Raw genomic sequence first — 24379 nt, forward strand, 5'->3', positions numbered from 1 at the left:
CTGATCGGACTCCACGTTTTTTTGCGGTCCCGGTCACCCAATTACCAGGGCAAAAAGCTCGCTTGCAAAAGTTAAATTGTGGTAAGCTGCGCCCACCCGAGCCCTGGGGAGGGTGTGGGTTCCATCCACGTAGAGCCTTGATTCGGTCCAATTCCATGCGCCGCCTGTTGTTGTCCGTGCCATTCCTGCTGATGCCGCTCGCCGCGGCAGGGCAGTCGCTGGCCGGCGATACGCATGAACTGGCCAACCGGCTGCTCACCCAGAAGCCCGACCAGGTGGTTCAGCTCGGTCCGGATGCGGCCGTGCCCCTGTGGCGTGGCAGCGACGGCCGCTGGCTGGCGCTCAAGGCCGACAGCAGCAGCTTCGGCGCTGCTCAGCGCAACGACGGCCCCCTGCAGTTCACCGTGGTCGACGCCTCGCGCGCCGTTTCCACCGACCTTACTTATGGCCTGGGTTCCAACCTGCAGGCCCATGTGGGCGTCAGCGAGCACACCTGGATCAACAACCGCGTGCCGCGTGTCATCGGCAGCGAGATCGGCGCCACCTACAGCAGCGGCCGCTACAGCGTGGGGCTCAGCCTGGGCGCCAACAGCACGCCGAACAACTCGGTGCTGCCGCGCCTGCTGCCGGGCGCCCCGGCCGGGGTCAACGGCCTGAGCGCGTTCGACAGCAGCGCGCAGCTCAATGCCCGCGGCCGCGTCGCGCTGGACAGCAAGAGCGGCATCGACCTCGGCGCCAGCGTGGGCCGCGTCCGCCTGCTGCCGGGCAACCTGCTGGGCGTGAACACCCTGGACCAGAAGGCGCTGAGCTTCGGCGTCGACCGCGGCCCGCTCAGCGGCGGTGTGGTCGGCCGCGTGATGCAGCCGGCGCTGCCGGGCACGGGCTACAACAGCGACCGCCGCTGGAGCAGCATCGACCTCGGCGTCACCCTGCGCCTGCCCTGGCAGGGCGAGCTGAGCATCGGCGCGCAGAACGTGTGGTCGTCCGGCAATGCGGTGAATACGCCGGTGGGTCCGGAGCCGGACCAGTCGCGCACCCCGTACGTGCAGTACCACCAGGATCTCTAAGCTGCCGTCTTCCGCGGAAGCTTGAACGCCACAAAGCAAGAAGCCGTCGCCTCGCAGCGACGGCTTCTTCGTTTACGGCGGCGGCAACCGCCCGCCTTCAATCCTGCCTGCGGATCTTCAGGTCGCCGCTGAAGGTTTCCAGCTTGATATTGGCGCCGCCGCTGCCGGCGTTGGCATCCAGCTCCATGCCGGGGCCGTGTTCCACCTTGCGCGGCGAACCGAAGTCGCTGCGCAGGTCGCCGCTGAACGTGTTGGCGTGGATGCGTGCGGAAACATTGCCCGGCACCTGCACCTGCACGTCGCCGCTCATGCTGTCGACATTCATATCGCCGCCGGCCTGCATGCCGCCGCCCACCTGCACGTCGCCGGAGACGGTGCTGAGATTGAGCCGCTTCCACGGCCCGCCATTCACGCGGATGCGTCCGGACACCGTCTGCAGTTCGGCCTCGCGTCCCACCGACGGGGCGAGGATGTCGCCGCTCACCGTCTGCAGGTCCACCTTGTCCGCATGGCCGGCCAGTTCCAGGCTGCCGCTGACGCTCTCGGCTTCCACCGAGGGCGAGCGCGCATTGATGCGCACCTTGCCGCTCACCGAATTGATCTTGATGGTGCCGCCGTCGATGCCGTCGATGCTGGCCGGTGCGCTCACCACCTCCACTTCCAGCGAGGCGGCCTTGGGCACGCGCACGTCCAGCGTGGTGCTGCCCATCGAGGTGTCGTTGTTGAAGTTGAACCAGCGCGACTTGCCGGTGGATTCCACCTTCAGTTCCAGGTTGCCGTTGTCGCCTTCGAGCTCCAGCGGCCTGGCGCCGTCGCCGAGGCGGCCGGTGACCTGCACCTGGTTGCGGTCCCAGGCGGTGACGGTGACCGAGCCTTTGACGTTGCTGATCTGCAGCTGCACGTTGGGCTTGGCGTCGTGGCTGAGGTTGATCGGCGTGTCGGCATAGGCCTGGCCGATTGCCAGCGCCAGCAGGACAGGGAGATAGCGTGCGGTTTTCATGATTGTGCTCCGGTGGCTCAGCCTGCCTGTTGTTCCATCTGACGCAGTTGCGATTGACGTTTGGCCGTGCGGTCCAGCAGACGCTGCAGGGCCGGGGAATGCGGGGCCTGCTCGATGGCCTGCTGCAGTTCGACGCGTGCGGCGTCCAGTTCCACCGCCGCACCGGCCAGGCGCGGGTCGGTGGGTTTCCAGTTCGCTGGCACCTGCGCTTCGAGCGTCGCGGGCGTTTCCACCCGCCACTGGTGATTGAGGGCGACGGCCAGCAGCGACAGCCCCGCGAAGCTTGCCGCGAGCAGCCAGCGCTGGCCGCGCCGGGCGCGCGGCGCCGTGGTGACGGCGGCCGGCGTGCCGGCATCGAGCTTCGCTTCGATGTCGGCCCACAGGTCGCGCCGCGGGGACACCGGTTCGCGCAGGGCGCGCATCTGGCGATGCCATTCGAATTCGTTCATGACGCTTCTCCAAGTACCTTTCGCAGCAGTCCGCGTGCGCGGTGCAGCTGCGCTTTCGACGAGCCGACGGCCATGCCGAGCTCGGCGCTGATTTCCTCGTGCCGCCAGCCTTCCACATCGTGCAGGACCAGCACGGCGCGTGCGCGTGGCGGCAGTTTGCCGATCGCACGTTCCAGTTCGTCGCGTTCGGCGGCACAGAACGGGGTTTCGCCGCGGTCGGGCAGGCTGTCCTCGTCCATCATGCTGACCGGGTCGGCGCCGCGCGAGCGGATGTCCATCAGCGCCACGTTCACCGCCAGGCGGTACAGCCAGGTGCCGAACGCGCTTTCGTGGCGGAAGCCGGCCAGTTTCTGCCAGGCGCGCACGAAGGCGTCCTGGGTCAGATCCTCGGCGCGTGCGTGGTCATAGCCGGCCAGGCGGTAGACGGCGCCATAGACGCGGTCGGCATGCCGGCGATAGAGCCGCTGGAAGGCCGCGCGGTCGCCGTCCGCGGCCGCGCGCACGTCGGCGACGTCGTCGTCGGGCGCTGCGACGGGGGCAGGCGGCATGGAGGTTCCGGTGGCGGCGCAGGCGCTGATCATCTTGCCAGCTTGGATGCACCGTGGCGCTGCAGGGTTTAGAGAAAGGCGCTCATCCGCCATCAGTCATGGATGGCGGGAAGCGGCGGCCGGGCCTTGCGCCACGGCCGCCGCGGACGGTCACGAGGCGACCGCCGAAACCCGCGGCGCGCCGGCGAGCGCGGCGGCCACGCGTTCGAGTTCGTCGTGCAGGCGCTGCGGCATGCGCTGGCCGAATTCGCGCAGGTAGTCGCCGATGGCGGCGGCTTCGGCCTGCCAGCCGGCCTCGTCGACGTGCAGCAGCTCGTCCAGCGCGGCGCCATCCAGCGCCAGGCCTTCGGTGCGCAGTTCGCCGCGCGCCGGCAGGGTGCCGATCGGCGTGTCGACGCCGGCGGCCTTGCCTTCGACGCGGGCGATCATCCACTCCAGCACGCGCAGGTTGTCGCCGAAGCCCGGCCACAGGAACTTGCCGTCCCTGCCTTTGCGGAACCAGTTGACGTGGAAGATCTTCGGCAGCTGCGCGCCCGGCCGGTCGAACGACAGCCAGTGCCGGAAATAATCGCCGTAGTGGTAGCCGCAGAACGGCTTCATCGCCATCGAATCGCGGCGCAGCACGCCCACCGCGCCGGTGGCCGCGGCGGTGGTTTCCGAACCCATCGCGCCGCCGACCAGCACGCCGTGCGCCCAGTCGCGCGCCTCGAACACCAGCGGCACCAGCGAAGGACGGCGGCCGCCGAACACGATGGCGCTGATCGGCACGCCCTGCGCGTCCTCGGACTTGGGCGACCAGGTCGGGCACTGCTTCGCACTGACGGTGAAGCGCGCATTCGGATGCGCGGCCGGGCCATTGGCCGGGTCGTAGGCGCGGCCTTGCCAGTCCAATGCCGGCTCGCCCGGCAGGCCTTCCCACCAGGGCTGGTTGTCGGCGGTGACGGCGACGTTGGTGAAGATGGTGTCGCACGCGATGCTGGCCAGCGCGTTCGGATTGCTGCCCGCGTTGGTGCCCGGCGCCACGCCGAAGAAGCCGGCTTCCGGGTTGATCGCGTACAGGCGGCCGTCGGCGCCGGGGCGCATCCAGCAGATGTCGTCGCCCACGGTCCACACCTTCCAGCCGTCGCGGCGATAGCCTTCCGGCGGGATCAGCATGGCCAGGTTGGTCTTGCCGCAGGCCGACGGGAACGCGGCGGCGACGTAGTGCGTCTGCCCCTGCGGGTTCTCGATGCCCACGATCAGCATGTGCTCGGCCAGCCAGCCCTCGGACCTGGCCTGCCAGCTGGCGATGCGCAGCGCATGGCACTTCTTGCCCAGCAGCGCATTGCCGCCGTAGCCGGAACCGTAGGACTTGATGGTCAGGTCCTCGGGGAAATGCATGATGAAGCGGCGCTCCGGATCGAGCTCGCCGGTGGAGTGCAGCCCCTTCACGAACGTGCCTTCGCGCTCGATGCGCGCCTGCGCCGCGGCGCCCATGCGCGTCATGGTGCGCATGTTGGCCACCACGTAGGGGCTGTCGGTGATTTCCACGCCGCAGCGGGCCAGCGGCGAATCGATCGGGCCCATGCAGTACGGAATGACGTACATGGTGCGGCCTTCCATGCAGCCGGCGAACAGGCCGTCCATCTTGGCGTTCGCCTCGGCCGGGTCCATCCAGTGGTTGTTCGGGCCGGCATCTTCCTGCTCCTTCGTGCAGACGAAGGTGAGGTGCTCGACGCGGGCCACGTCGGAAGGACTCGACCGGTGCAGGTAGCAGCCTGGATGGGTCTGCTGGTTCAGTTCGACCAGGTCGCCGGTCTGCAGCATCTGCTGCACCAGGGCCTGGTATTCGGCGTCAGAGCCATCGCACCAATGGATGCGGGCGGGGCGGGTCAGCGCCGCCACCTCGTCCACCCAGCGCTGCAGCGCCGCCAGCTTGCTCGCCATGCGTTCCTCACTCTGGTCTTAGAACAAAAAAGAGCAGAAACGGTAGTTTGCGTGTACTGGCATTGCAAGGCGGGGTGCAGCAAAGCGGCCCTGGAATGCCGCCAAGCCGCTGATGCGGCTGGTCTTTCAGCCCGGCGTGAGCGTCTTGATCATGTGCTCGACGTAGGCATCGAAGTCTTCATGGCTGATGCGCGGTAGACCCAGCGTGAAGTTGAGCTGCAGGAAGCCTACGTAGGCCGCGTAGGTGAGGCGCGCGCGGTTCAGCGCCTCGGCCGGGGCCAGGCCGGCTTCGCGGTAGATGGTGGTGAGGAATTCCATGCGCCGCTGCGACACGCGGGCCATCACCGGCACCACCTGGGGGTGATCCAGCGCCTTGAGCAGGGCGGCGTAGACGCGGTGCGGGGCGATTTCGTGCGCGACCCGGCGGAACAGTTCCGGCAGGCGGGCGCGCGGGTCGGGCATGGCCTCGATCTGGCTGATCACCTCGCGCTCGCCGTACTGCTCCCAGCGTTCCAGCGCGGCCTGCAGCAGGGCTTCGCGGGTGCGGAAGTGCCAGTAGAAGCTGCCCTTGGTTACCCCGAGCTGGCGGGCCAGGGCCTCGACGGCGAGGGCGCCGACACCCTGGTCGGCAATCAGCTTGAGGGCGGCATCTTCCCAATCTTCGGCGGAAAGACGGGTACGTTCGGGTTTGGCGCTGGCATTCATTCGAGCATGGTAGCCCCAGTCCTAGGCTTTGCAATCCGAACGGCCGTGGTTGACGGCGGCTCGGACGGCAATCCATACTCGTCCGTATGGTTACCATCGCGCCAGCCGCCGTTTCGTCCCACTCCTATGCCGCCGCCGATGGCGTGCGCCTGGCGGTGGACGTACGCCAGCCCGACGGCCGGCCCGCCCTGCTGTTCGCCCACGGCTTCGGCCAGACCCGCCACGCCTGGACGGCCACCGCCGCCGCGCTGGCAGGCGAGGGCTTGCGCTGCGTCACTTTCGACAGCCGCGGCCATGGCGAAAGCGGCCGCGTGCCCGGCGGCGACTACCACATGGAACAGTTCGTGGCCGACCTGGTCGGGCTCGCTCGTTCTCAGCCGGAACCGCCGGTGCTGGTCGGCGCCTCGATGGGCGGCCTGCTCGGCCTGGTGGTGGCCGGCGAGATCGACCCCGGCCTGTTCCGCGCCCTGGTGCTGGTGGACATCACCCCGCGCTGGGAAACCGCCGGCGTCGAACGCATCCTCGCTTTCATGCAGGCGCATCCGGACGGCTTCGCCGATTACGCCGAAGCGGCCGAACAGATCGCCGCCTACCTGCCGCACCGCGCCGGCCGCAAGAGCGAAGACCAGTTGCGCCCCCTGCTGCGCGAAGGCGCCGACGGCCGCCTGCGCTGGCATTGGGACCCGGCCCTGCTCGGCGGCGACCTGGTGCGCGAGGCCGAGCGCTACCAGCCGCGCCTGATGAGCGCCGCGGCCAACGTGCGCGTGCCATTGCTGCTGCTGTCGGGCGGACGCAGCGACGTGGTCTCGCGCGACACCGTCGACGAATTCCTCCGCCTCGCCCCGCATGCCGAACACGTGGAGCTGCCGCGTGCCACGCATATGGTGGCGGGCGACGCCAACGACGCTTTCACCCGTGAGATCGCACGATTCCTGCGCACTCTGGACGGTGGAGCAACGCATTGAATGCCCGCACGGACGCGGTTTTCCTGACTGAGTAATGCCCATGCCTGTCCATCGCCACAACGCCATTCGCGACGAGGTGCTTTCATGTCCGTGATCCTCACCCTGCTGGCGGCCCTCATCGCCACCGGCGCCTGTGCCTACCATCGCAGCAGCCTGCGGACCTGGGCGATCGTCACCGTCGGCGCCACCCTGGTCGTGGGCCTGATCGCCGGCGCGCCGGCCACCACGGTCGTGCTGCTGATCCTCGAGCTGGTGGTCGCCGTGCCGCTGCTGATGATCGACTTCCGCCGCAAGAAGATCAGCGCGCCGCTGCTGAAGCTGTTCGCCAAGGTCACGCCGAAGCTGTCGGAAACCGAGCAGACCGCGCTGGAAGCCGGCACCGTCGGTTTCGAAGGCCAGCTGTTCTCCGGCAAGCCGGACTGGCACGAGCTGATGAAGCAGCCCAAGCCGGAGCTGAGCACCGAGGAACAGGCCTATATGGACGGCCCGGTGGAACAGCTGTGCGGCATGCTCAACGACTGGCAGATCACCCACGAGCTGGCCGACCTGCCGCCGGACGTCTGGGCCTTCATCAAGAAGCACAAGTTCTTCGGCATGATCATCCCGAAGCAGTACGGCGGCCTGGGCTTCTCCGCGCTGGCGCATTCGGCGGTGCTGCAGAAGCTGGCGACCATGTCGGCCACCGTGGCCTCCACCGTCGCCGTGCCCAATTCGCTCGGCCCGGCCGAGCTGCTGCTGCACTACGGCAGCGACGAGCAGAAGAACTACTACCTGCCGCGCCTGGCGGTGGGCGAGGAGATTCCCTGCTTCGCGCTTACCGGCCCGTATGCCGGCTCCGACGCCACCTCGATCACCGACTTCGGCATCGTCTGCAAGCAGACGGTGGACGGCGTCGAGACGCTCGGCATCCGCCTCACCTTCGACAAGCGCTACATCACGCTGGCGCCGATCGCCACCGTGGTCGGCCTGGCCTTCCGCATGTACGACCCGGAGAAGCTGCTGGGCGACAAGGAAGACCTGGGCATCACCCTGGCGCTGATTCCGCGCTCCACCGCGGGCCTGGAAATCGGCCGCCGCCACTTCCCGCTCAACATCCCGTTCCAGAACGGCCCGGTGCACGGCAAGGACATCTTCGTGCCGATGTCGGTGCTGATCGGCGGGCCGAGCATGGCCGGCCACGGCTGGCGCATGCTGGTGGAATGCCTGTCGGTAGGCCGCGCCATTTCGCTGCCGTCCAATGCCACCGGCGGCGTGCGTTCCGCCGTGGCCGCCACCGGCGCCTATGCGCGCATGCGCAAGCAGTTCGGTCTCTCCATCGCGCGTTTCGAAGGCGTGGAAGAAGCGCTCGCGCGCATCGGCGGCCTGACCTATGCCACCGCGGCGCTGTCGCGCGCCACGGCTGCCGCGGTGGACCGCGGCGAGAAGCCGGCCGTGCCGTCGGCCATCGCCAAGTACCACGCCACCGAGTGGGGCCGCATCATCGCCGGCGACGCCATGGACGTGCATGGCGGCAAGGCCGTGCAGCTGGGCCCGAAGAACTACGCCGGCCGCGCCTGGCAGGGCGTGCCGATCGCCATCACGGTGGAAGGCGCGAACATCATGACGCGCAGCCTGATGATCTTCGGCCAGGGCGCGATCCGCTGCCATCCGTACGTGCTGAAGGAAATGCAGGCGCTGTCGATCGCCGACTACGGCGACCGCCTGAAGACCTTCGACCGCCTGCTGTTCAGCCATATCGGCTTCGGCATTTCCAATGCGGTGCGCGCCTTCACCCTGGGCTTCACCGGTTCGCGCATCGGCGAGGCCGCGGGCGACGCCTATACGCGCCGCTACTACCGCAAGCTCGACCGCTATTCGGCCGCGCTGGCGCTGTGCGCGGACACCTTCATGGGCGTGCTCGGCGGCAAGCTGAAGTTCAAAGAGAAACTGTCGGCGCGCCTGGGCGACGTGCTGAGCTATCTGTACATCGCCAGCGCCATGCTCAAGCGCTACGAGGACACCGGCCGTCCGGAAGCGGACCGTCCGCTGCTGGCCTGGGCCTTCCACGAGTGCATGTGGCGTACGCAGATGGCGCTGGACGGCGCGATCCGCAACTTCCCGGTGCGCCCGGTCTCCTGGCTGCTGCGCGTGCTGGTGTTCCCGTTCGGCCGCCGCGAAGTGCCGCCGTCGGACCGCCTGGGCCGCCGCGTCGCCGCCATCATCACGGCGCCGGGCGAAGCGCGCGACCGCCTGCTGGAGTGGGTGTATCTCACCCCGACGGCGAACAACACGGTCGGCCGCATGAACGAGCTGCTGCCGGACGTGATCGCCGCCGAGCCGGTGGAGCGCAAGTTCCTCAAGGCGCAGAAGGCCGGCCAGTTCAAGTCGCACGACTACTTCGGCCAGCTGGCCGAGGCCGAGAAGGCCGGCATCATCGACAGCGCCGAGGCGGCCCTGCTCAAGCGCGTGCGCGAGGGCGTGTTCGAGTTCATCTCGGTCGACGATTTCGACCCGTCGGAACTGGGCGCGGCGAAGACCAAGGAAGAGATCAAGAAGCTCGCCGACGCGGCCTGAGCGTAGGTTGGGGTGAGCGCAGCGAACCCCAACAGACCACCCCGGTTACCGCGCCGTCGAGCGTGGTAACCGGAAGATCGGACGTATCGATGGCGTGAGAGGCTTGTTGGGGTTCGCTGCGCTCACCCCAACCTGCGGCGCCGTTCTTCAGGGGGCCATGACGCAGCGGTTCTTGCCGTCTTCCTTGGCCTTGTACAGCGCGCGGTCGGCGGCCTGGATCAGGTCCTCGTCGCTGCGCGCGTCGCCGCTCCACAGCGCGATGCCCTGGCTGGCGCTCACCTGCGCCACGAACGGACCGCGGCTGCCGTCCAGCGGGTAGGGCGCGGCCAGTTCGCCGCCCAGTTCCTGGCAGCGGTGCAGCAGTGCCGCGGCATCGGAGACGTCTTCCAGGATCAGCGCGAATTCGTCGCCGCCCAGGCGCGCGACGGTGTCGTTCGCGCGCAGCGCCGCGTGCAGGCGCGCGGCGATCGCGCGCAACAGCGCATCGCCGGCCGGATGCCCGTGGTCGTCGTTGATGCCCTTGAAGCCGTCGATGTCCAGCAGCACCAGCGCGAACGCCATGCCGTGGCGCGGCGCGCGTTGCATGGCGGTGCGCAGGCGGTCGTGGAACAGCACGCGGTTGGGCAGGCCGGTGAGCATGTCGTGGGTGGCCTGGTGGCGGATCTGCGCTTCCACCCGCTCGCGCTCGGCCATCTCGATGCCGAGCTGGCGGTTGCGCTCCGAAAGCTCGTCCAGCGTGGCGCGCAGCTGCGCGCGCGCTTCGTACAGCTCCAGGAACACGCGCACCTTCGACTGCAGGATGGCGTCGTTCACCGGCTTGGCGATGTAGTCCACCGCGCCGAAGCGGTAGCCCTTGAGCCGATGGAGGTCGTCCGCATAGGCCGCGGTGACGAAAATGATCGGCGTCTCCTGCAGCTGGCCGGATTCGCCCAGCAGCGAGGCCACCTCGAAGCCGTCCATGTCCGGCATGTTCACGTCCAGCAGGATCAGCGCGAACTCATGGTCCAGGCACATCGCCAGCGCCTGGTTGCCGCTGCTGGCTTCCAGCAGCTCGGCGCCGCAATCGGCCAGCAGCACGCGCATCGCCACCAGGTTGGCATGGGTGTCGTCGACGACGAGGATCTTGGGGCGGGCGATATTCATGCGAGACAGAGCCGGTTGAGCAGCGGCGGGATCTGCGCCAGGGGCAGGCAATGATCGGCGCCGGCGCGCTCCAGCGCGGCCTGCGGCATGGTCGGTACTTCCGCGTCGCCGGGCTCCTGCACGATGGCGATGCCTCCCTGCGCGCGGATCGCCGCCAGTCCTTCGGCGCCGTCGCTGTTGGCGCCGGTGAGCACCACGCCGACCAGGCGTTCGCGGTACGCCTCGGCGGCGGAATCGAATAGTACGTCGATCGAGGGGCGCGCGTAGCTCACCCGCGGGTCCACGCTGAGCGCAAAGCGGCGGTCGTGCTCCAACAGCAGGTGATAGCCGCTGGGCGCCACGTGCACCGTGCCGGGCGCCGGCAGTTCGCGCTCGCGCGCCTCGGTCACCGCCAGGCGGGTGTGCCGCGCCAGCAGCTCGCACATCAGCTCGACCGTGGCCGAGCCGGTATGGCAGCACACCAGCAGGGTCTGCGGCAGGCGTGGATCCAGTTGCGCCAGCAGCCGCTCCAGCGCGGTGAGGCCGCCGGCCGAGCATCCGATCGCGATGGCTTCCGGCGCCGCCACGTCAGGCCGCCTGCGGCGCCTTGGCGCCGAGCCGGTAGATGCGCAGGCCCGCGTCGACGGCGGTGAAATCCGCGGCGGAAGGGGCGAAATCCAGGCTTTCGCGGGTGCCCAGGCAAAGGAAGCCGCCGCGCACCAGGCTGTCGCGGAACAGGCCCAGGGTACGGTCCTGCAGCGGGTCGGAGAAATAGATCAGCACGTTGCGGCACAACACCAGGTGCGCTTCGCAGAACACTTCGTCGGTGACCAGGTTGTGGTTGGCGAAGATCACGTTGCGGCGCAGGCGGCTGTCCAGCTTCAGCAGTTCGTAGCGCGCGCTGTAGTAGTCGGCGAGCGTATGGCTGCCGCCGGCCGCCAGGTAGTTGCGCGACCACAGCTGCGCCTCGCGCGCCGGATAGATGCCTTCCTGCGCATGGCGCAGCGCGGCTTCGTTGAAGTCGGTGGCGTAGATCTGGGTGCGCTCGTACAGCCCGGCTTCTTCCAGCAGGATGGCCAGCGAATAGACCTCCTGCCCGTGCGCGCAGCCGGCCTGCCAGATATTGATCTGCGGATACGACGCCAGCACCGGCAACACCTGCTGGCGCAGCGCGCTGAACACTTCCGGGTCGCGGAACATTTCCGACACCGGCACCGACAGGCCTTCCAGCACCTGCGCCAGGAACGCCGGCTCGTGCAGCAGGCGGCCGGTGAGCGCGCTGATGGTACCGGTGTGGTGGGCGATCACCAGCTGCTGCACGCGGCGCTTGAGCGAGGCCGGCGCGTACTGGCTGAAGTCGTAGCCGTGGCGCGCCTGCAGCGCGCGCACGAACAGTTCGACCTCGATGTCCTCGAGTTCGCCGTCCGTCCTGCCGGCGCCGCGCTCCTTCATCGGTGCAGCCACACGCGCAGCATCGACGACAGCTTGTCGATGTCGATCGGCTTGGATAGGTAATCGTTGGCGCCGGCTTCCAGGCATTTCTCGCGGTCGCCGCGCATGGCCTTGGCGGTGAGCGCGATGATCGGCAGCTTGGCGAAGCGCGGCTGCGCGCGGATCTCGCGGATGGTGTCGTAGCCATCCATCACCGGCATCATGATGTCCATCAGCACCACTTCGACGCCGCTCTGCTCGTCCAGCGCCTTCAGCGCCTTCTGGCCGTCCTGCGCCATGTTCACCTGCATGCCCCAGCCGCGCAGCACCTTGGACAGCGCGAACAGGTTGCGCATGTCGTCGTCCACCAGCAGCACCTTGCGCCCGCCCAGCTCGCTGGGCATGCCATTGATGGCCGGCGCGTGCGCCGGCGCGGGGGCGGCGGCCGGCGCGGCCGCGCGCGCGTGGCCGCCGCGGATGCTGTGCAGGAACAGGCTGACCTCGTCCATCAGGCGCTCCGGCGAGCGCGCGCCCTTGATCACGATGCTGTCGGTGTACTGGCGCAGCTTCAGGCTTTCCTCGCGGCTCAGGTCGCGGCCGGAGTAGATCACCACCGGTGGCGTGCTGCCGCCGGTGCCCAGGCGCTCGAGCAGCTCCATGCCGTCCATGCCGGGCAGGCCCAGGTCGAGCACGATGCAGTCGTAGCTGCCTTCGCCCAGGCGCTGCAGCGCTTCCTCCGCGCTGCCGGCCTCGTCGATGGTGACGTCGTCGCCGCGCAGCAGGGTGCGCATGGCCGAGCGCGAGTCGGCATCGTCGTCCACGATCAGCAGGCGCCGCGCCTGGCCCTCGGCGAAGTGCAGCAGGCGCTCGAACGCGCCGTCGATCGATTCGCGGCTGACCGGCTTGGTGAGGAAGCCCACCGCGCCCAGCTCGCGTCCGCGGCTGGCGTCGTCCACCGCGGAAATGAAATGCACGGGGATGTGCCGGGTAACCGCGTTCTCCTTCAGCCGCGCGATCACCGTCCAGCCGTCCATGCCCGGCAGCATCACGTCGAGCAGGATGCCGGTGGGGCGGAAGCGCTGCGCCAGCTGCAGGCCGGACTCGCCGTCGGCGGCGGCCAGCGCGCGGTAGCCCTTGCGGCGGACCATGTCGGCGAGGATGCGCGCGAACACCGGGTCGTCCTCCACGATGAGGATGGCGGTATCGCCAGCGGCCAGCGAGTCGCGGTCGTCCTCGATGGTTTCCGGCAGCAGCGCGCTGCTGACCGGCGCCGGCCTGGCTTCCATCGGCGCGCCCGGTGCCGGCGCGGGCGCGGCGCTGCCGTCGACGCTTTCGGGCAGCAGCATGGTGAAGGTGCTGCCGCGGCCTTCCTCGCTGTCCAGCACCACGCTGCCGCCCAGCAGCTCCACCAGCCGGCGCGAGATGGCCAGGCCCAGGCCGGTGCCGCCGTACTGGCGGCTGGTGCTGGCGTCGACCTGCTCGAAGGCGTTGAACACGCGCTCGGCCTTGGCGCGCGGAATGCCGATGCCGGTGTCGTGCACGGCGATGGCGATCGCGGGCTTGCCTTGCAGCGCCTCCGGCAGGGCCAGTCCGGACGGCGGGCGCGCGATGCGCACGGTCACGCCGCCCTGGTGGGTGAACTTGAAGGCGTTGCCCACCAGGTTGTTGGCCACCTGTTCGAGCTTGGCGGCATCGGTGTGGATGCTGGCCGGTACGCCGGGCTCGATCTCCACGCGGAATTCCAGGCCTTTTTCCTGCGCCACGTGGGCGAAGGTGCGCTTGAGCGTGCGCTCCAGGTCGGCCAGCGGCAGGTCGGCCAGCACCAGTTCCATCTTGCCGGCTTCGACCTTGGACAGATCCAGGATGTCGTTGATCAGGCGCAGCAGGTTGCTGCCGGAGTCGTGGATGATGCGCGCCGACTCCACCTGCTCGCCGTCGAGATTGCCCTCGCGGTTCTCGGCCAGGCTGCGCGACAGGATCAGCAGGCTGTTCAGCGGCGTGCGCAGCTCGTGCGACATGTTGGCGAGGAACTCCGACTTGTACTGGCTGGCGCGGGCCAGCTCGTCGGCTTTTTCCTGGGTTTCGTGCTGCAGCACCTCGAGCAGGTGCTTCTGCTGGTTGAGCGTCTCGGTCTTCTGGCGCAGTTCCTCGTTGCTGGCCTGCAGCTCCTCGGTCTGTACGCGCAGCTCTTCCTCGGAGGCCAGCAACCGCTGCGACTGCTCCTGCAGTTCGCGCGTCTTGAGGTTGAGCTCTTCGTTGCTGGCCTGCAGTTCGTGCTGCTGGTTGCGCAGCGTTTCCTCGGAGGCGCGCAGCTCGTCGGCCTGTTCGCGCGTGCGGTTGAGCAGGTCCTTGGTGCGCAGGGCGCGGCCGAGGTTTTCCAGCGACAGCGCGGCGATCGGCAGCAGTTCGTCGAGCAGGCTCTGCTGCGGGCCGCTGAGGTGCTGGAAGCTGGCCAGTTCCAGCACGCCCAGCAGCTTGTCGCGCGACAGCAGCGGCAGCACGGCGATGCTGCGCGGCGCCGCTTCGCCGGTACCGGAATGGATGCGCACGTAGTCGTCCGGCACGTCCTGCAGCACGATGGCTTGGCGCTCCAGCGCGCACTGGCCGACCAGGCCCTCGCCCGGCGCGTAGCTGGTGCTGAGGTGGCGCCGCTCGCGGTAGCCGTAGCTGCCCTGCAGCTCGAGCTGGTTGCGTTCCTCGTCGAAGGCGTAGAACACGCCCACGCCGGCCTGCAGCAGCGGCACCAGGGTACCGGTGAGGCGGTTGCCGAACTCGCGCTGGTCGTCCACCTTCTGCAGCTCGCCGGCGATCTCCGACACGTTGCCCTTGACCCAGGTCTGCGCCGCCGTCTCGATCGCCATCTGCTTGAACACCTGCAGCGCGCGGGCGATCTCGCCGATCTCGTCGCGGCGTTCGGTCTGGCGGATCTCCACCGTGTGGTCGTGCTGGGCCAGCCGGCTCATCAGGTCGGTCATGCGGCGCAGCGGCCGCGTGATCAGGCGGAAGGTGAAGCGCACCACCACCAGGCCGAACAGCAGGGCCAGCAGCATGGCGCCCCAGGTCACCGCGCGCACGAACACCTCGTCGCGGCCCTGCGTGACTTCGCGCTCGCCGAGCAGGGTGGCTTCGGTGGTGTCCATCTGGTCGACCAGGTCGATCAGGTCGGCGCTTGTCACCGTGCGGTGGTCCATGTAGCTGGACTGGACACGCGCGCGCTCCAGCGCGAGCTGGGTGGCATCGGCGCCCTTGACCGCGTCGATCGCCTCGATGCCATGCTGCTGCGCTTCCTGCTGCCATTGCCGGGTCAGCGTCTGCACGCGGTCCAGCCTGGTCTGCTGCAAGGGGTTGTCGGCGGTGAGCCGGCGCACCGCGTCGATGCCGTCCTGCGAGTGGCGATTGCCCGCCTTGAAGCTATCCAGTTCCTTGCGGTTCTGCGTGAGCAGGTAGCCGCGCACCGCGGCCTGGCTGTTCTGCAGGCCTTCGATGATGTCGTTCAGCGCGGCGCGCACTTCGAAGGTGTGGCGCGACCATTGCCAGCTGTCGTCCTGCCGGTTCAGCGAGAGCAGGGTGACCGAGCCGCAGATCACGAACAGCGCGATCAGGCTGCCGATGGCCAGGAGGATCTTGCGCTGGATCGGCTGGTGCGCGAGCCAGGAATACTGGCGGGGGACGGTGGTGGCCATGCGGGTTCCCTGTATCGATGGCCCGGCGCACAGCCTTCTGCCAGGCGTTCGGCGCAGGGTAGCGCAGCGGGCGTCAGCCCGGTGTGGTCGGTGTGGCCGATGCGGTCGGGGGAATGCGCCGCTGCCATGCCGGCGGCACGATCGAGCCGCGGCGCAGCGCCATCGCCAGCAGCACGCCGCTGAGCGAGGTGCACACCAGCAGGGCCACCACCGAGGCCTCGGCGCCGAAGTCGCCGCCGCTGAGCCAGCCCGGGCCGGTCATCTTCGCCACCAGGAAGCCATCCGGCGGCAGGCCGGATACGGCGATGCCGAACACGGTGCCCTGCAGCACGTTCCAGGCCAGGTGCATGCCCGCGCAGATCCACAGCGAGCGGGTGACGTGATAGAGCAGGCCCAGCAGGATGCCGGCCTCGATCGCGATCGAGAGCGAGCTCCATAGCGTGGCGCCGGGATTGTTCAGATGCACGGCGCCGAAGAACAGCGCCGAAATGGCCAGCGACCACCAGGTGCCCAGCCCTTCCTCGACGATGCGGAACAGCACGCCGCGGAACAGGATCTCCTCGCCCAGCCCGGCCCCGACGCCCACCACCAGCACGGCCGGCGCCCAGTCGGCGGCGGGGTTGGTGTGCAGCACGTGGTAGCTGCCCAGCAGCCACAGCACGGCCACGGTGAGGCTCATCAGGCCGATGCCGATGGCCAGGCCGAGGCCGCCCTGTGCGGGCAGGCGGCGCAGCGACAGCTCGGCGACGGGACGGCTTTCCACGCCGCGCACCAGGATCAGGTAGGCGACCAGGGCCGGCAGCAGGCGCCCGATCATCTCGGCCACGGCGCGCAGCAGCGGATCGGCGTCCTTGGCATTCCAGCCCAGCACATGGAACACCGAGCCGACCACGAAGCCCGCGGCGATCATCGTCACTACGAAGTTGACGATGCGCCCCAGCGGCGAGAACACCAGCCGGCGTTGCCAGACGGTGGCGTGGGCGGGGGGGACGAAGGCCAGTTGGGAGTTAGCGTCCATGCGTTCCTTGAAGAACGTTCCTTGAAAAACGTTCTTTGAAATATCAGACGTCGACGGAGGCGGCGTGCTCGCGCGTGGCCGAGAAGCGTACCTGCGGCCAGCGCTCCTGCGCCAGCTGCAGGTTGACCCGCGACGGCGCCAGGTAGACCAGCTCGCCGGCCGCGTCCACCGCCAGGTTCATGGCGTTCTTCTCGCGGAATTCTTCCAGCTTCTTTTCATCGCCGCAGTGCACCCAGCGCGCCGTGGCTACGCCCACCGGCTCGAACGCGGCGTCGACGCCGTATTCGTCCTTCAGCCGGTACGCCACCACGTCGAACTGCAGCACGCCCACCGCGCCCAGCACCAGGTCGTTGCTCATCAGCGGACGGAAGAACTGCGTGGCGCCTTCTTCCGAGAGCTGCGCCAGGCCCTTCTGCAACGCCTTCATCTTGAGCGGATCGCGCAGGCGCGCGCGGCGGAACAATTCCGGCGCGAAGTTGGGGATGCCGGTGAACGACACCGGCTCGCCTTCGCTGAAGGTGTCGCCGATGCTGATGGTGCCGTGGTTGTGCAGGCCGATCACGTCGCCGGGGAAAGCGCTTTCGACGATCTCGCGGTCGCTGGCCATGAAGGTGAGCGCGTTGGCGATGCGCACTTCCTTGCCGGTGCGGGTCTGGATCATCTTCATGCCGGCGGTATAGGTGCCCGAGCACACGCGCATGAAGGCGACGCGGTCGCGGTGCGCCGGGTCCATGTTGGCCTGGATCTTGAACACGAAGCCGGTGAGTTTTTCCTCGGTCGGCTCGATCTCGCGGCTGAGCGTGGCGCGCGGCTTGGGCGAGGGCGCGTGCTCGACGAAGAAGTCCAGCAGCAGCTGCACGCCGAAGTTGTTCACCGCCGAGCCGAAGAACACCGGCGTGAGCTTGCCGGCCAGGTACTGCTGCAGGTCGAACGGATGCGAGGCGCCCTGCACCAGTTCCAGTTCGTCGCGCAGTTCCTTCATCGCCTCGGCGCCGATGGCGGCTTCGAGGCCGGGCGCGTCGAGGCCCTTGAAGATGGTCGAATCCTGCCGCGTGAAGTTCTTGCCCGGCTCGAACACATGCACTTCGTCCAGCAGCATGTGATAGACGCCCTTCAGGCGCTTGCCCATGCCGATCGGCCAGGTCAGAGGCGCGCAGGCGATGCCGAGCACCGATTCCACTTCGTCCAGCAGCTCGATCGGCGAGCGGCCTTCGCGGTCCAGCTTGTTGATGAAGGTCATGATCGGCGTGTCGCGCAGGCGGCACACCTCCATCAGCTTAATGGTGCGCTCCTCCACGCCCTTGGCGCAGTCGATCACCATCAGCGCGGAGTCCACCGCGGTGAGCACGCGGTAGGTGTCTTCCGAGAAGTCCGCGTGGCCGGGGGTGTCGAGCAGGTTGACGATCTTGCCTTCGTACGGGAACTGCATCACCGACGAGGTGACCGAGATGCCGCGCTCCTTTTCCAGCGCCATCCAGTCCGAGGTGGCATGGCGCGCAGCCTTGCGCCCCTTCACCGAGCCGGCCATCTGGATGGCGCCGCCGAACAGCAGCAGCTTTTCCGTGAGCGTGGTCTTGCCGGCGTCAGGGTGGCTGACGATGGCGAAGGTGCGGCGGCGGAGGGTTTCGTCGAGGTGGGTGTACATGCGGGGATCGGGGCGGTCGATGCGAACCCGACATTCTAGCGTGGCTGGGCGTCCCCTGGCCCTTCGAGGGCCGCCCGCCGCCGCTCCAGGCTCTCCGCCGTCCACACCTCGCTGCGCCGGTAGAACTCCGGCACCGCCCGCGCGCCCTCCGGAATCACCACCCACGGCTGCTTGCTGGCGGTGAAGACGTGGATGTCCGGCGGCAGGCGGTCCGGGTCGTCCAGGGTGCCGACCCGCACGTAGGCGAAGGTGGCGCCGCCGCCGGCGTAGTGGCTCCACAGGGCGACCATGCAGTCCGGGCAGCGGGCGACCTGCTGGCCCTTGCCGCTGAAGCTGGGGATGGTTTCGACGAGCGGGCGGCTGCGCAGCAGGCGCAGGCGGTCGGTTTCGATCATGGCGTTGAGGGCGAAGGCGGCGCCGCTTTCGCGCTGGCACCAGCGGCAGTGGCAGCAGTGCACGATCAGCGGGCCGCTGCCGAGGCGGTAGCGGACTTCGCCGCAGGTGCAGCCCCCGTCCAGGGGCAGGAACTCGACCGCCATCGCGCTGGCTCCCGAGATTCGGACGGCCCAGCCTACTCGACCAGCAGGTCCTCGTAGAAGGCGCCGTAGGGCTCGCTGGGGTGGGCGATCTGGATCTCCAGGATCCACAGGCCGCCGGACGGGGCCTGCTCCAGCGTGCCCAGGTCGCCGGCCTTGTGGATGGCGTGGGGGAAATCGCCCACGCGGTGGCCCTTGATGGCGTGGTTGAGGCGCCAGCCCATCGCTTCGGCCCGCTCGGCGGCGAAGGCGTACAGCGCCTCGCCGCTCAGGCCCCGGGTGCGCCAGGCCGCGGCCACTTCGTCGAACAGGGTGCGGGCGGCCTCGGCGCAGGCCTGCCTGGCCGCGTCGGCGCCGGTGGTGAAGGTGTCGCCGACATCGCCCTCGTGGCCGTCGAAGACCAGGCCCAGGTCGATGAAATAGATGTCGTCCGCGCCCAGCCGCAGCGCCGGGTCGGAGGCTTCGCGGAAGGTCTTGAGGGTGTTGGCGCCGATGCGGATCACCACCGGGTGCCACAGCCGCTCCAGCCCATGGGCGCGGAACACCTCGGCGGCCTCGGTCCGGGCTTCTTCCTCGCTGATGCCCGGGCGCATGCGCTCGCGGATGCCCTGCAGCACGGCCCAGCTGCGCTCGCGGGCGCGCAGCATCAGGGCGGGGTCGTAGGGGGCGCCGACGGCTTCGCGCGGGGTCGCGGTCATGGCGCTCAGATCCACAGCAGGATCAGGCCCAGCGCCGCCGGCACGGCCTGGAACAGCAGGATGCGGCGCGAGGCGGTAAAGCCGCCGTAAAGCCCGGCCACCAGTACGCAGCCCAGGAAGAAGCGCGCCACGGCGAGGCCGTCCGTGCCCAGCCACAGCGACCACAGCAGGCCGGCGCTGAGAAAGCCGTTGTACAGGCCCTGGTTGGCGGCGAGCACCTTCGATTGCGCGGCGAATTCCGCGGTGGTGCCGAAGGCCCTGCGGCCGGCCGGCTTGTCCCACAGGAACATTTCCAGCACCAGGAACCATACGTGCAGCAGGGCGACCAGGGCGATGACGATTTGGGCGGCAATGGACACGGCGGCTCCTTGGTTGAACATCCATTGTAGGTTGGGGTGAGCCATCGGCGAACCCCAACCTACGCCTTGCGGAAGGTCACCACCAGCACGTCGCGGTGCGCGGCCCGGCCGGGGTCGCGCGGCGTCACCGGCGTCACCCCGTGGAACACCCGCGCATCGTCCACCAGCGCCGCATCCAGCGGGTGGGTGAGGGTGAAGCTGCCCAGCAGGCTGCCGTCGGCGGTGTGGATGGTGGTGGTGCCGCTTTCGATGTTCTCGCGCTCCACCAGCAGCACCAGCACGTAATCCACCCCGTCGCGGTGCACGCCCTCGGGCGTGGGCTCGCCGGCCAGCCCGGCGCGGGCCTCGATGCGGAACTGGTGCACCTCCACCTGCCACCGCGCCACCTGCGGCGCCAGCGCGCCGAAGAAATCGCGGGCGAAGGCCAGGATGCGCTGCAGGCTGGGGCCTTCGGCAATGGCCGGGAGTACCGGCTCGAACCAGCGTTCGATGCCGCCCTGCAGATTGTTGTAGTCCAGGCTCTGGTAGTGCGGCTGACGCGGGCGCAGCTCGAACGGGCCCGCCGCGCCGGCCGCGAACACCGCATGGCGGCGGCGCCGGTGGCGGCCCTTGGCGGCCAGGTAATCGTCCGGGCCCAGCGCGTTCCAGCTGTCGGCGAATGCGGCCCAGTCCGCCATCGCCTGCCGGGAGCCGTCTTCCAGCAGGCGCTCCATCGCCAGGTGGGTGGCGAAGGCAAAGCCGTCGCGCTGGAGCAGCTCGCGCAGGGCCGGGGCGGACGTGGCCTGGTGTTCGGGGGCGGTCATGGACATCCCGGGGAGTGGGAAAGCGGCCAAGCATAGCGCCGACGCAGGCGCGGCACATGGCCGGCAGCTGGCGTGCCGCAGGGCTGCTGGCGCCTTGTCTGGCGCGGCCTGGCGGGTTTGTGCGAATAATCTTGAACCGATTGGGCGTGTAGACGTTTAGACGGCCAAACTATTGACACGGCCGAGCGGGCGCCGATACAGTCCGCATCACTCATCGAGACCGGCTGAGGGACAGGCCCTTTGAAGCCGGGGCAACCTGCGGGATTTCCCGCCACGGTGCCAACTCCTGCGGAGGCGCAATCAGGCGCCGCCGAGAGATGGGCGAGCTTCGTGCCGGCACTCATGCCGGCGGCGTGGCGACCTCTCTCCGATCCGCAGGGCGATGCCCGAACCGGAGAGCGAGATGTCCAGCCAGCCCCAGCCCGTCACCAGCGCCACTGCCCCCTGTACCCAGGCGGGCGTTGTCCGCGCGGACCTCACGACGCAGCGCAGCTCCCGCCGCATCCGTCTCTCGCCCAAGTACGGCAGCCGTCCCTGCGAAGTCGACGTGCGCTACCTGTGGTGCGGCGCGCCGGACGCGCCCACCGTGATCGTGCAGGGCGGCATCTCCGCCAACCGCGACGTGGTGGCGCTGGACGACGAAGCCGCCCCCGGCTGGTGGCAGGAAGCCGTCGGCGCCGGCCGCCCGATCGACCTCGACCGCTACCGCGTGCTGTGCATCGACTGGCTGACCCCGGCCGAACTCGATGGCGCCACCGCCGTCTCCAGCGAAGACCAGGCCGACGCCCTGGCCGCCTTGGTCGAGGCGCTGGGCATCGTGCGCGTGCATGCCTTCATCGGTTCTTCCTACGGCGCCATGGCCGGCCTGGCCTTCGCCGCGCGCCACCCCTATGCGCTGGACCGCCTGGTGCTGCTGGCCGGCGCGCACCGCCCGCATCCGCTGGCCACCGCGCAGCGCGCCGTGCAGCGCGGCATCGTGCGGCTGGGCCTGGAGACCGGGCAGCCGGAGCAGGCGCTGTCGCTGGCGCGCCAGCTGGCCATGACCACCTACCGCGGCAGCGAGGAGTTCTCGCGCCGTTTCACCGCCGCGCCGGAATTCCGCGAAGGGCGCTTCCATTTCCCGGTCGAGGACTACCTGGTGCACCAGGGCCGCCGCTTCGTCGAGCGTTTCGACGTGGAGCGCTTCCTCGCCCTGTCCGAATCGATCGACCTGCACGACGTGACGCCGGAGCGCATCGCCGCGCCCGCCACGCTGATCGGTTTTCCGTCCGATCGCCTGGTGCCGCTGTCGGACCTGTGCGAACTGCAGCGCCGCCTGCATGGCCCGGCCACGCTCGAGGTGCTCGAGTCGCCGTACGGCCACGACGCCTTCCTCAAGGAAACCCATCGCCTCGCGCCGCTGCTGCGCGAAGCGCTGGCCTGAACCCATTCGTCCCCACGCCCTTGCGCACCAGCAACAAGAAACGGAGATCACCATGAGCGACACCACCGCCCCCTGTAGCACCAGCACCTGCGCGGTGCGCGCCGGCATCGAGTCGGACACCCAGCACGGCGCGGTGGTGCCGCCGCTGCACCTGTCGACCAACTACGCCTTCGAAGGCCTGGGCGGCAAGCGCGCCTACGACTACTCGCGCAGCGGCAACCCCACGCGCGACCTGCTCGGCAATGCGCTGGCCGAACTGGAACAGGGCGCGGGCGCGGTGGTGACGGCCAGCGGCATGGCGGCGGTGGCGCTGGCGCTGGAACTGGTGCCGGCGGGCGGCCGCGTGCTGGCCGCGCACGACTGCTACGGCGGCACCTGGCGCCTGCTCGACGCCTGGGCCAAGAAGGGCCGCTTCACGCTCGACTTCGTCGACCTCACCGACAGCGTGGCGCTGGCCGCCGGCCTGGCCGGCAAGCCTTCGCTGGTGTGGGTGGAGACGCCGTCCAACCCGCTGCTGCGCATCACCGACATCCGCCACGTGGCACAGGCCGCGCATGCCGCCGGTGCGCTGGTGGTGGTGGACAACACCTTCCTCTCGCCCGCGCTGCAGCAGCCGCTGGTGCTGGGCGCGGACGTGGTGGTGCATTCCACCACCAAGTACATCAATGGCCACAGCGACGTGGTGGGCGGCGCGGTGATCGCGCGCGACCAGGCGGTGGCCGACCAGCTGAAGTGGTGGGGCAACTGCAATGGCCTGACCGGCGCGCCGTTCGACAGCTTCCTCACCCTGCGCGGCCTGCGCACGCTGAGCGTGCGCCTGCGCCAGCATCAGGAAAACGCGCAGCGCATCGCCGACCTGCTCGACGGCCATGCCGCCGTGCGCAAGGTCTACTACCCGGGCCTGGACAGCCACTCCGGCCACGCCCTGGCCGCGCGCCAGCAAGCCGGCTTCGGCGCCATGCTGAGCTTCGAGCTGGAAGGCGAGGTGGCGCAGATCGAAGCCTTCGTCAACGAGCTGCAGTATTTCTCGCTGGCCGAATCGCTGGGGGGCGTGGAAAGCCTGATCGCGCACCCGGCCTCCATGACCCATGCCTCGATGGCGCCGGAAGCACGCCGCACCGCCGGCATCGCCGACAGCCTGCTGCGCATCTCGGTGGGCATCGAGGACGGCGACGACCTGGTGCGCGACATCGACGCCGCCCTGGGCCGTGCGTTCGCCTCGCTGGCCAACAAACGCCGGGTGACCGCATGAGCGCGGTGCTGGCGGAAGCGGACGTCCGGACGTCCAAGCCCGCCGCGGCCGCCAGCGGCACGGCCATCGTGCTGCTCGGCACCGGCGTGGTCGGCGGCGCGCTGCTCAAGCTGCTCAATACCCCGGCCGCCGCTTCGCTACGCCTGGTGGCCGCGGCGAACTCGCGCCGCCAGCAGACCGATTCCCAGCAACTGGCCGACCGCGCCCTGCGCGAGAAGCTCAAGAGCCATGGCGAGCCGCGCGACGACGCAGCCCTGCTGCGCGCGCTGGACGGCAGCGGCGCGGCGGTGAAAGTCATCATCGACGCCACCGCCAACGCCAGCCTTGCCGCACGCCACGCCGACTGGCTGGCGCGCGGCTATCACGTGGTCACCGCCAACAAGGCGCTGGCCGGCGGCGAGCTGCCCGGCTGGCGCGCGCTGCAGGCAGCGATAGCCGAAGGCGGCCGCTATGGCGACTCCGCCACGGTGGGCGCCGGCCTGCCGGTGCTGTCCACCCTGCGCCGCCTGCGCGGCTGCGGCGATGCGCTGCTCACGCTGGAAGGCGTGTTCTCCGGTTCGCTGTCCTACCTGTTCAACCAGTACGACGGCAGCCAGCCGTTCTCCGCGCTGCTGCGCGAGGCGCGCAAGCTGGGCTATACCGAACCCGATCCGCGTTCCGATCTTTCCGGCGAAGACGTGGCGCGCAAGCTGCTGATCATCGCGCGCAATGCGGGCTTTGCGCTGGGCACCGACGAAGTGGACGTCGAAAGCCTGGTGCCCGAGGCGTTGCGCAACGTCGACACCGACACCTTCCTCGCCCGCCTGGAAGAACTCGACGAACCGCTGGCGCGCCGCCATGCCGAGGCGAAGGCGCGCGGCGGCGTGCTGCGTTTCCTGGCGCGGCTCAACCAGCGCGGCAAGGCGCGCGTCGGCCTGGTCGAAGTACCGGCGACGCACCCAGCGGCGCGGCTGTACGGCACGGACAACCAGTTCGCCCTCACCACCACGCGCTACCACTCGCAGCCGCTGGTGATCCAGGGGCCGGGCGCGGGGCCGGAGGTGACGGCGCAGGCGTTGTTGGGTGATGTGCTGGCCCTCGCCTGACCTCGACGTAGGTTGGGGTGAGCCAACGGCGAACCCCAACGGGGCGATGCGCTTGAAGGTGGTGATGTTGGGGTTCGCCGTTGGCTCACCCCAACCTACGCCGGCTTGCGT

At 69.3% G+C, this 24379-nt stretch carries 21 protein-coding genes and 1 riboswitch; of the genes, 6 read left to right on the forward strand and 15 right to left on the reverse strand.

From position 1 onward, the window contains the following. Positions 1-155 precede the first annotated feature (155 nt). Positions 156-1067, forward strand: a complete 912-nt coding sequence (locus FHW85_RS07005) for a hypothetical protein (protein ID WP_167257042.1) — start codon at positions 156-158, stop codon at positions 1065-1067. 97 nt (positions 1068-1164) lie between these two features. Here the strand turns inward: FHW85_RS07005 and FHW85_RS07010 are convergent, their stop codons facing one another. The 5 genes from FHW85_RS07010 to FHW85_RS07030 all read right to left on the reverse strand — a co-directional run bounded on the left by FHW85_RS07010 (position 1165) and on the right by FHW85_RS07030 (position 5695). Beyond that, complete coding sequence (locus FHW85_RS07010; RefSeq protein WP_167257041.1) at positions 1165-2067, reverse strand: DUF4097 family beta strand repeat-containing protein; 903 nt, start codon at positions 2065-2067, stop codon at positions 1165-1167. A 17-nt stretch (positions 2068-2084) separates the two neighbouring features. Continuing rightward, positions 2085-2516, reverse strand: a complete 432-nt coding sequence (locus FHW85_RS07015) for a hypothetical protein (RefSeq protein ID WP_168647799.1) — start codon at positions 2514-2516, stop codon at positions 2085-2087. Further along, complete coding sequence (locus tag FHW85_RS07020) at positions 2513-3064, reverse strand: RNA polymerase sigma factor (RefSeq protein ID WP_167257039.1); 552 nt, start codon at positions 3062-3064, stop codon at positions 2513-2515. Before FHW85_RS07020 ends, FHW85_RS07015 begins: the two co-directional genes overlap by 4 nt. Positions 3065-3214: 150 nt before the next feature. Next, positions 3215-4990 (reverse strand): phosphoenolpyruvate carboxykinase (GTP), encoded by a 1776-nt coding sequence (locus FHW85_RS07025; RefSeq protein ID WP_168647800.1) that lies wholly within the window; start codon positions 4988-4990, stop codon positions 3215-3217. Between the two features lie 126 nt (positions 4991-5116). Beyond that, the gene (locus FHW85_RS07030) at positions 5117-5695 is read right to left on the reverse strand and encodes a TetR/AcrR family transcriptional regulator (RefSeq protein WP_167257037.1); all 579 of its coding nucleotides are present in this window, start codon (positions 5693-5695) and stop codon (positions 5117-5119) included. 86 nt (positions 5696-5781) lie between these two features. Here FHW85_RS07030 and FHW85_RS07035 point away from each other — a divergent pair, with 86 nt between their 5' ends. Beyond that, complete coding sequence (locus tag FHW85_RS07035) at positions 5782-6660, forward strand: alpha/beta hydrolase (protein ID WP_167257036.1); 879 nt, start codon at positions 5782-5784, stop codon at positions 6658-6660. 84 nt (positions 6661-6744) lie between these two features. After that, positions 6745-9213, forward strand: a complete 2469-nt coding sequence (locus tag FHW85_RS07040; protein ID WP_167257035.1) for an acyl-CoA dehydrogenase — start codon at positions 6745-6747, stop codon at positions 9211-9213. A 147-nt stretch (positions 9214-9360) separates the two neighbouring features. Here the strand turns inward: FHW85_RS07040 and FHW85_RS07045 are convergent, their stop codons facing one another. The 10 genes from FHW85_RS07045 to FHW85_RS07090 form a co-directional block, all read right to left on the reverse strand. Further along, positions 9361-10356 (reverse strand): diguanylate cyclase, encoded by a 996-nt coding sequence (locus tag FHW85_RS07045; protein WP_167257034.1) that lies wholly within the window; start codon positions 10354-10356, stop codon positions 9361-9363. Beyond that, positions 10353-10922: a chemotaxis protein CheB gene (locus FHW85_RS07050; RefSeq protein WP_167257033.1), complete on the reverse strand. Its 570-nt coding sequence runs from the start codon at positions 10920-10922 to the stop codon at positions 10353-10355. Before FHW85_RS07050 ends, FHW85_RS07045 begins: the two co-directional genes overlap by 4 nt. A gap of 1 nt (position 10923) precedes the next feature. Next, on the reverse strand, positions 10924-11787 hold the full coding sequence (locus FHW85_RS07055; RefSeq protein WP_167257032.1) for a protein-glutamate O-methyltransferase CheR: 864 nt from the start codon (positions 11785-11787) through the stop codon (positions 10924-10926). Beyond that, a complete protein-coding gene (locus tag FHW85_RS07060) occupies positions 11784-15449 on the reverse strand; it encodes a response regulator (protein WP_168647801.1) in 3666 nt (1221 codons plus the stop codon). The genes FHW85_RS07055 and FHW85_RS07060 overlap by 4 nt, the downstream gene beginning before the upstream one ends. Positions 15450-15522: 73 nt before the next feature. After that, positions 15523-16467, reverse strand: coding sequence for a type II CAAX endopeptidase family protein (locus tag FHW85_RS07065; protein ID WP_168647802.1), 945 nt, complete (start codon positions 16465-16467; stop codon positions 15523-15525). Between the two features lie 43 nt (positions 16468-16510). After that, positions 16511-18112: a peptide chain release factor 3 gene (locus FHW85_RS07070; RefSeq protein WP_167257029.1), complete on the reverse strand. Its 1602-nt coding sequence runs from the start codon at positions 18110-18112 to the stop codon at positions 16511-16513. 35 nt (positions 18113-18147) lie between these two features. Next, the gene (locus FHW85_RS07075; protein ID WP_168647803.1) at positions 18148-18651 is read right to left on the reverse strand and encodes a GFA family protein; all 504 of its coding nucleotides are present in this window, start codon (positions 18649-18651) and stop codon (positions 18148-18150) included. 32 nt (positions 18652-18683) lie between these two features. Continuing rightward, positions 18684-19346, reverse strand: coding sequence for a M24 family metallopeptidase (locus FHW85_RS07080; protein WP_168647804.1), 663 nt, complete (start codon positions 19344-19346; stop codon positions 18684-18686). Between the two features lie 5 nt (positions 19347-19351). After that, positions 19352-19705 carry a DUF1304 domain-containing protein gene (locus tag FHW85_RS07085; protein ID WP_168647805.1) on the reverse strand — a complete coding sequence of 118 codons (354 nt, stop codon included), beginning with the start codon at positions 19703-19705 and terminating at the stop codon, positions 19352-19354. A gap of 59 nt (positions 19706-19764) precedes the next feature. Further along, positions 19765-20508 (reverse strand): 2OG-Fe dioxygenase family protein, encoded by a 744-nt coding sequence (locus tag FHW85_RS07090; protein ID WP_168647806.1) that lies wholly within the window; start codon positions 20506-20508, stop codon positions 19765-19767. Positions 20509-20716: 208 nt separating this feature from the next. Continuing rightward, positions 20717-20832: riboswitch (SAM riboswitch) on the forward strand. Between the two features lie 79 nt (positions 20833-20911). Between FHW85_RS07090 and FHW85_RS07095 the strand changes: the two genes are divergently transcribed. Genes FHW85_RS07095 through FHW85_RS07105 form a run of 3 tightly spaced genes read left to right on the forward strand, consistent with a single transcriptional unit; the run spans position 20912 to position 24268 of the window. Beyond that, positions 20912-21931, forward strand: a complete 1020-nt coding sequence (locus FHW85_RS07095; RefSeq protein ID WP_167257022.1) for a homoserine O-succinyltransferase — start codon at positions 20912-20914, stop codon at positions 21929-21931. 46 nt (positions 21932-21977) lie between these two features. Then, a complete protein-coding gene (gene metB, locus FHW85_RS07100; RefSeq protein ID WP_168647979.1) occupies positions 21978-23183 on the forward strand; it encodes a cystathionine gamma-synthase in 1206 nt (401 codons plus the stop codon). Next, a complete protein-coding gene (locus FHW85_RS07105) occupies positions 23180-24268 on the forward strand; it encodes a homoserine dehydrogenase (protein WP_168647807.1) in 1089 nt (362 codons plus the stop codon). The genes metB and FHW85_RS07105 overlap by 4 nt, the downstream gene beginning before the upstream one ends. The last annotated feature ends 111 nt before the right edge of the window (positions 24269-24379 follow it).

The organism is Dyella sp. SG609, assembly GCF_012275375.1.
Classification (GTDB): domain Bacteria; phylum Pseudomonadota; class Gammaproteobacteria; order Xanthomonadales; family Rhodanobacteraceae; genus Dyella_D; species Dyella_D marensis.

What these genes read in the sequence shown, in the direction of transcription:
- FHW85_RS07005 (WP_167257042.1), top strand. Translation starts at nt 156, where the DNA reads ATGCGCCGCCTGTTGTTGTCCGTGCCATTCCTGCTGATGCCGCTCGCC.
- FHW85_RS07010 (WP_167257041.1), bottom strand. Translation starts at nt 2,067, where the DNA reads ATGAAAACCGCACGCTATCTCCCTGTCCTGCTGGCGCTGGCAATCGGC.
- FHW85_RS07015 (WP_168647799.1), bottom strand. Translation starts at nt 2,516, where the DNA reads ATGAACGAATTCGAATGGCATCGCCAGATGCGCGCCCTGCGCGAACCG.
- FHW85_RS07020 (WP_167257039.1), bottom strand. Translation starts at nt 3,064, where the DNA reads ATGCCGCCTGCCCCCGTCGCAGCGCCCGACGACGACGTCGCCGACGTG.
- FHW85_RS07025 (WP_168647800.1), bottom strand. Translation starts at nt 4,990, where the DNA reads ATGGCGAGCAAGCTGGCGGCGCTGCAGCGCTGGGTGGACGAGGTGGCG.
- FHW85_RS07030 (WP_167257037.1), bottom strand. Translation starts at nt 5,695, where the DNA reads ATGAATGCCAGCGCCAAACCCGAACGTACCCGTCTTTCCGCCGAAGAT.
- FHW85_RS07035 (WP_167257036.1), top strand. Translation starts at nt 5,782, where the DNA reads ATGGTTACCATCGCGCCAGCCGCCGTTTCGTCCCACTCCTATGCCGCC.
- FHW85_RS07040 (WP_167257035.1), top strand. Translation starts at nt 6,745, where the DNA reads ATGTCCGTGATCCTCACCCTGCTGGCGGCCCTCATCGCCACCGGCGCC.
- FHW85_RS07045 (WP_167257034.1), bottom strand. Translation starts at nt 10,356, where the DNA reads ATGAATATCGCCCGCCCCAAGATCCTCGTCGTCGACGACACCCATGCC.
- FHW85_RS07055 (WP_167257032.1), bottom strand. Translation starts at nt 11,787, where the DNA reads ATGAAGGAGCGCGGCGCCGGCAGGACGGACGGCGAACTCGAGGACATC.
- FHW85_RS07060 (WP_168647801.1), bottom strand. Translation starts at nt 15,449, where the DNA reads ATGGCCACCACCGTCCCCCGCCAGTATTCCTGGCTCGCGCACCAGCCG.
- FHW85_RS07065 (WP_168647802.1), bottom strand. Translation starts at nt 16,467, where the DNA reads ATGGACGCTAACTCCCAACTGGCCTTCGTCCCCCCCGCCCACGCCACC.
- FHW85_RS07070 (WP_167257029.1), bottom strand. Translation starts at nt 18,112, where the DNA reads ATGTACACCCACCTCGACGAAACCCTCCGCCGCCGCACCTTCGCCATC.
- FHW85_RS07075 (WP_168647803.1), bottom strand. Translation starts at nt 18,651, where the DNA reads ATGGCGGTCGAGTTCCTGCCCCTGGACGGGGGCTGCACCTGCGGCGAA.
- FHW85_RS07080 (WP_168647804.1), bottom strand. Translation starts at nt 19,346, where the DNA reads ATGACCGCGACCCCGCGCGAAGCCGTCGGCGCCCCCTACGACCCCGCC.
- FHW85_RS07090 (WP_168647806.1), bottom strand. Translation starts at nt 20,508, where the DNA reads ATGACCGCCCCCGAACACCAGGCCACGTCCGCCCCGGCCCTGCGCGAG.
- FHW85_RS07095 (WP_167257022.1), top strand. Translation starts at nt 20,912, where the DNA reads ATGTCCAGCCAGCCCCAGCCCGTCACCAGCGCCACTGCCCCCTGTACC.
- FHW85_RS07105 (WP_168647807.1), top strand. Translation starts at nt 23,180, where the DNA reads ATGAGCGCGGTGCTGGCGGAAGCGGACGTCCGGACGTCCAAGCCCGCC.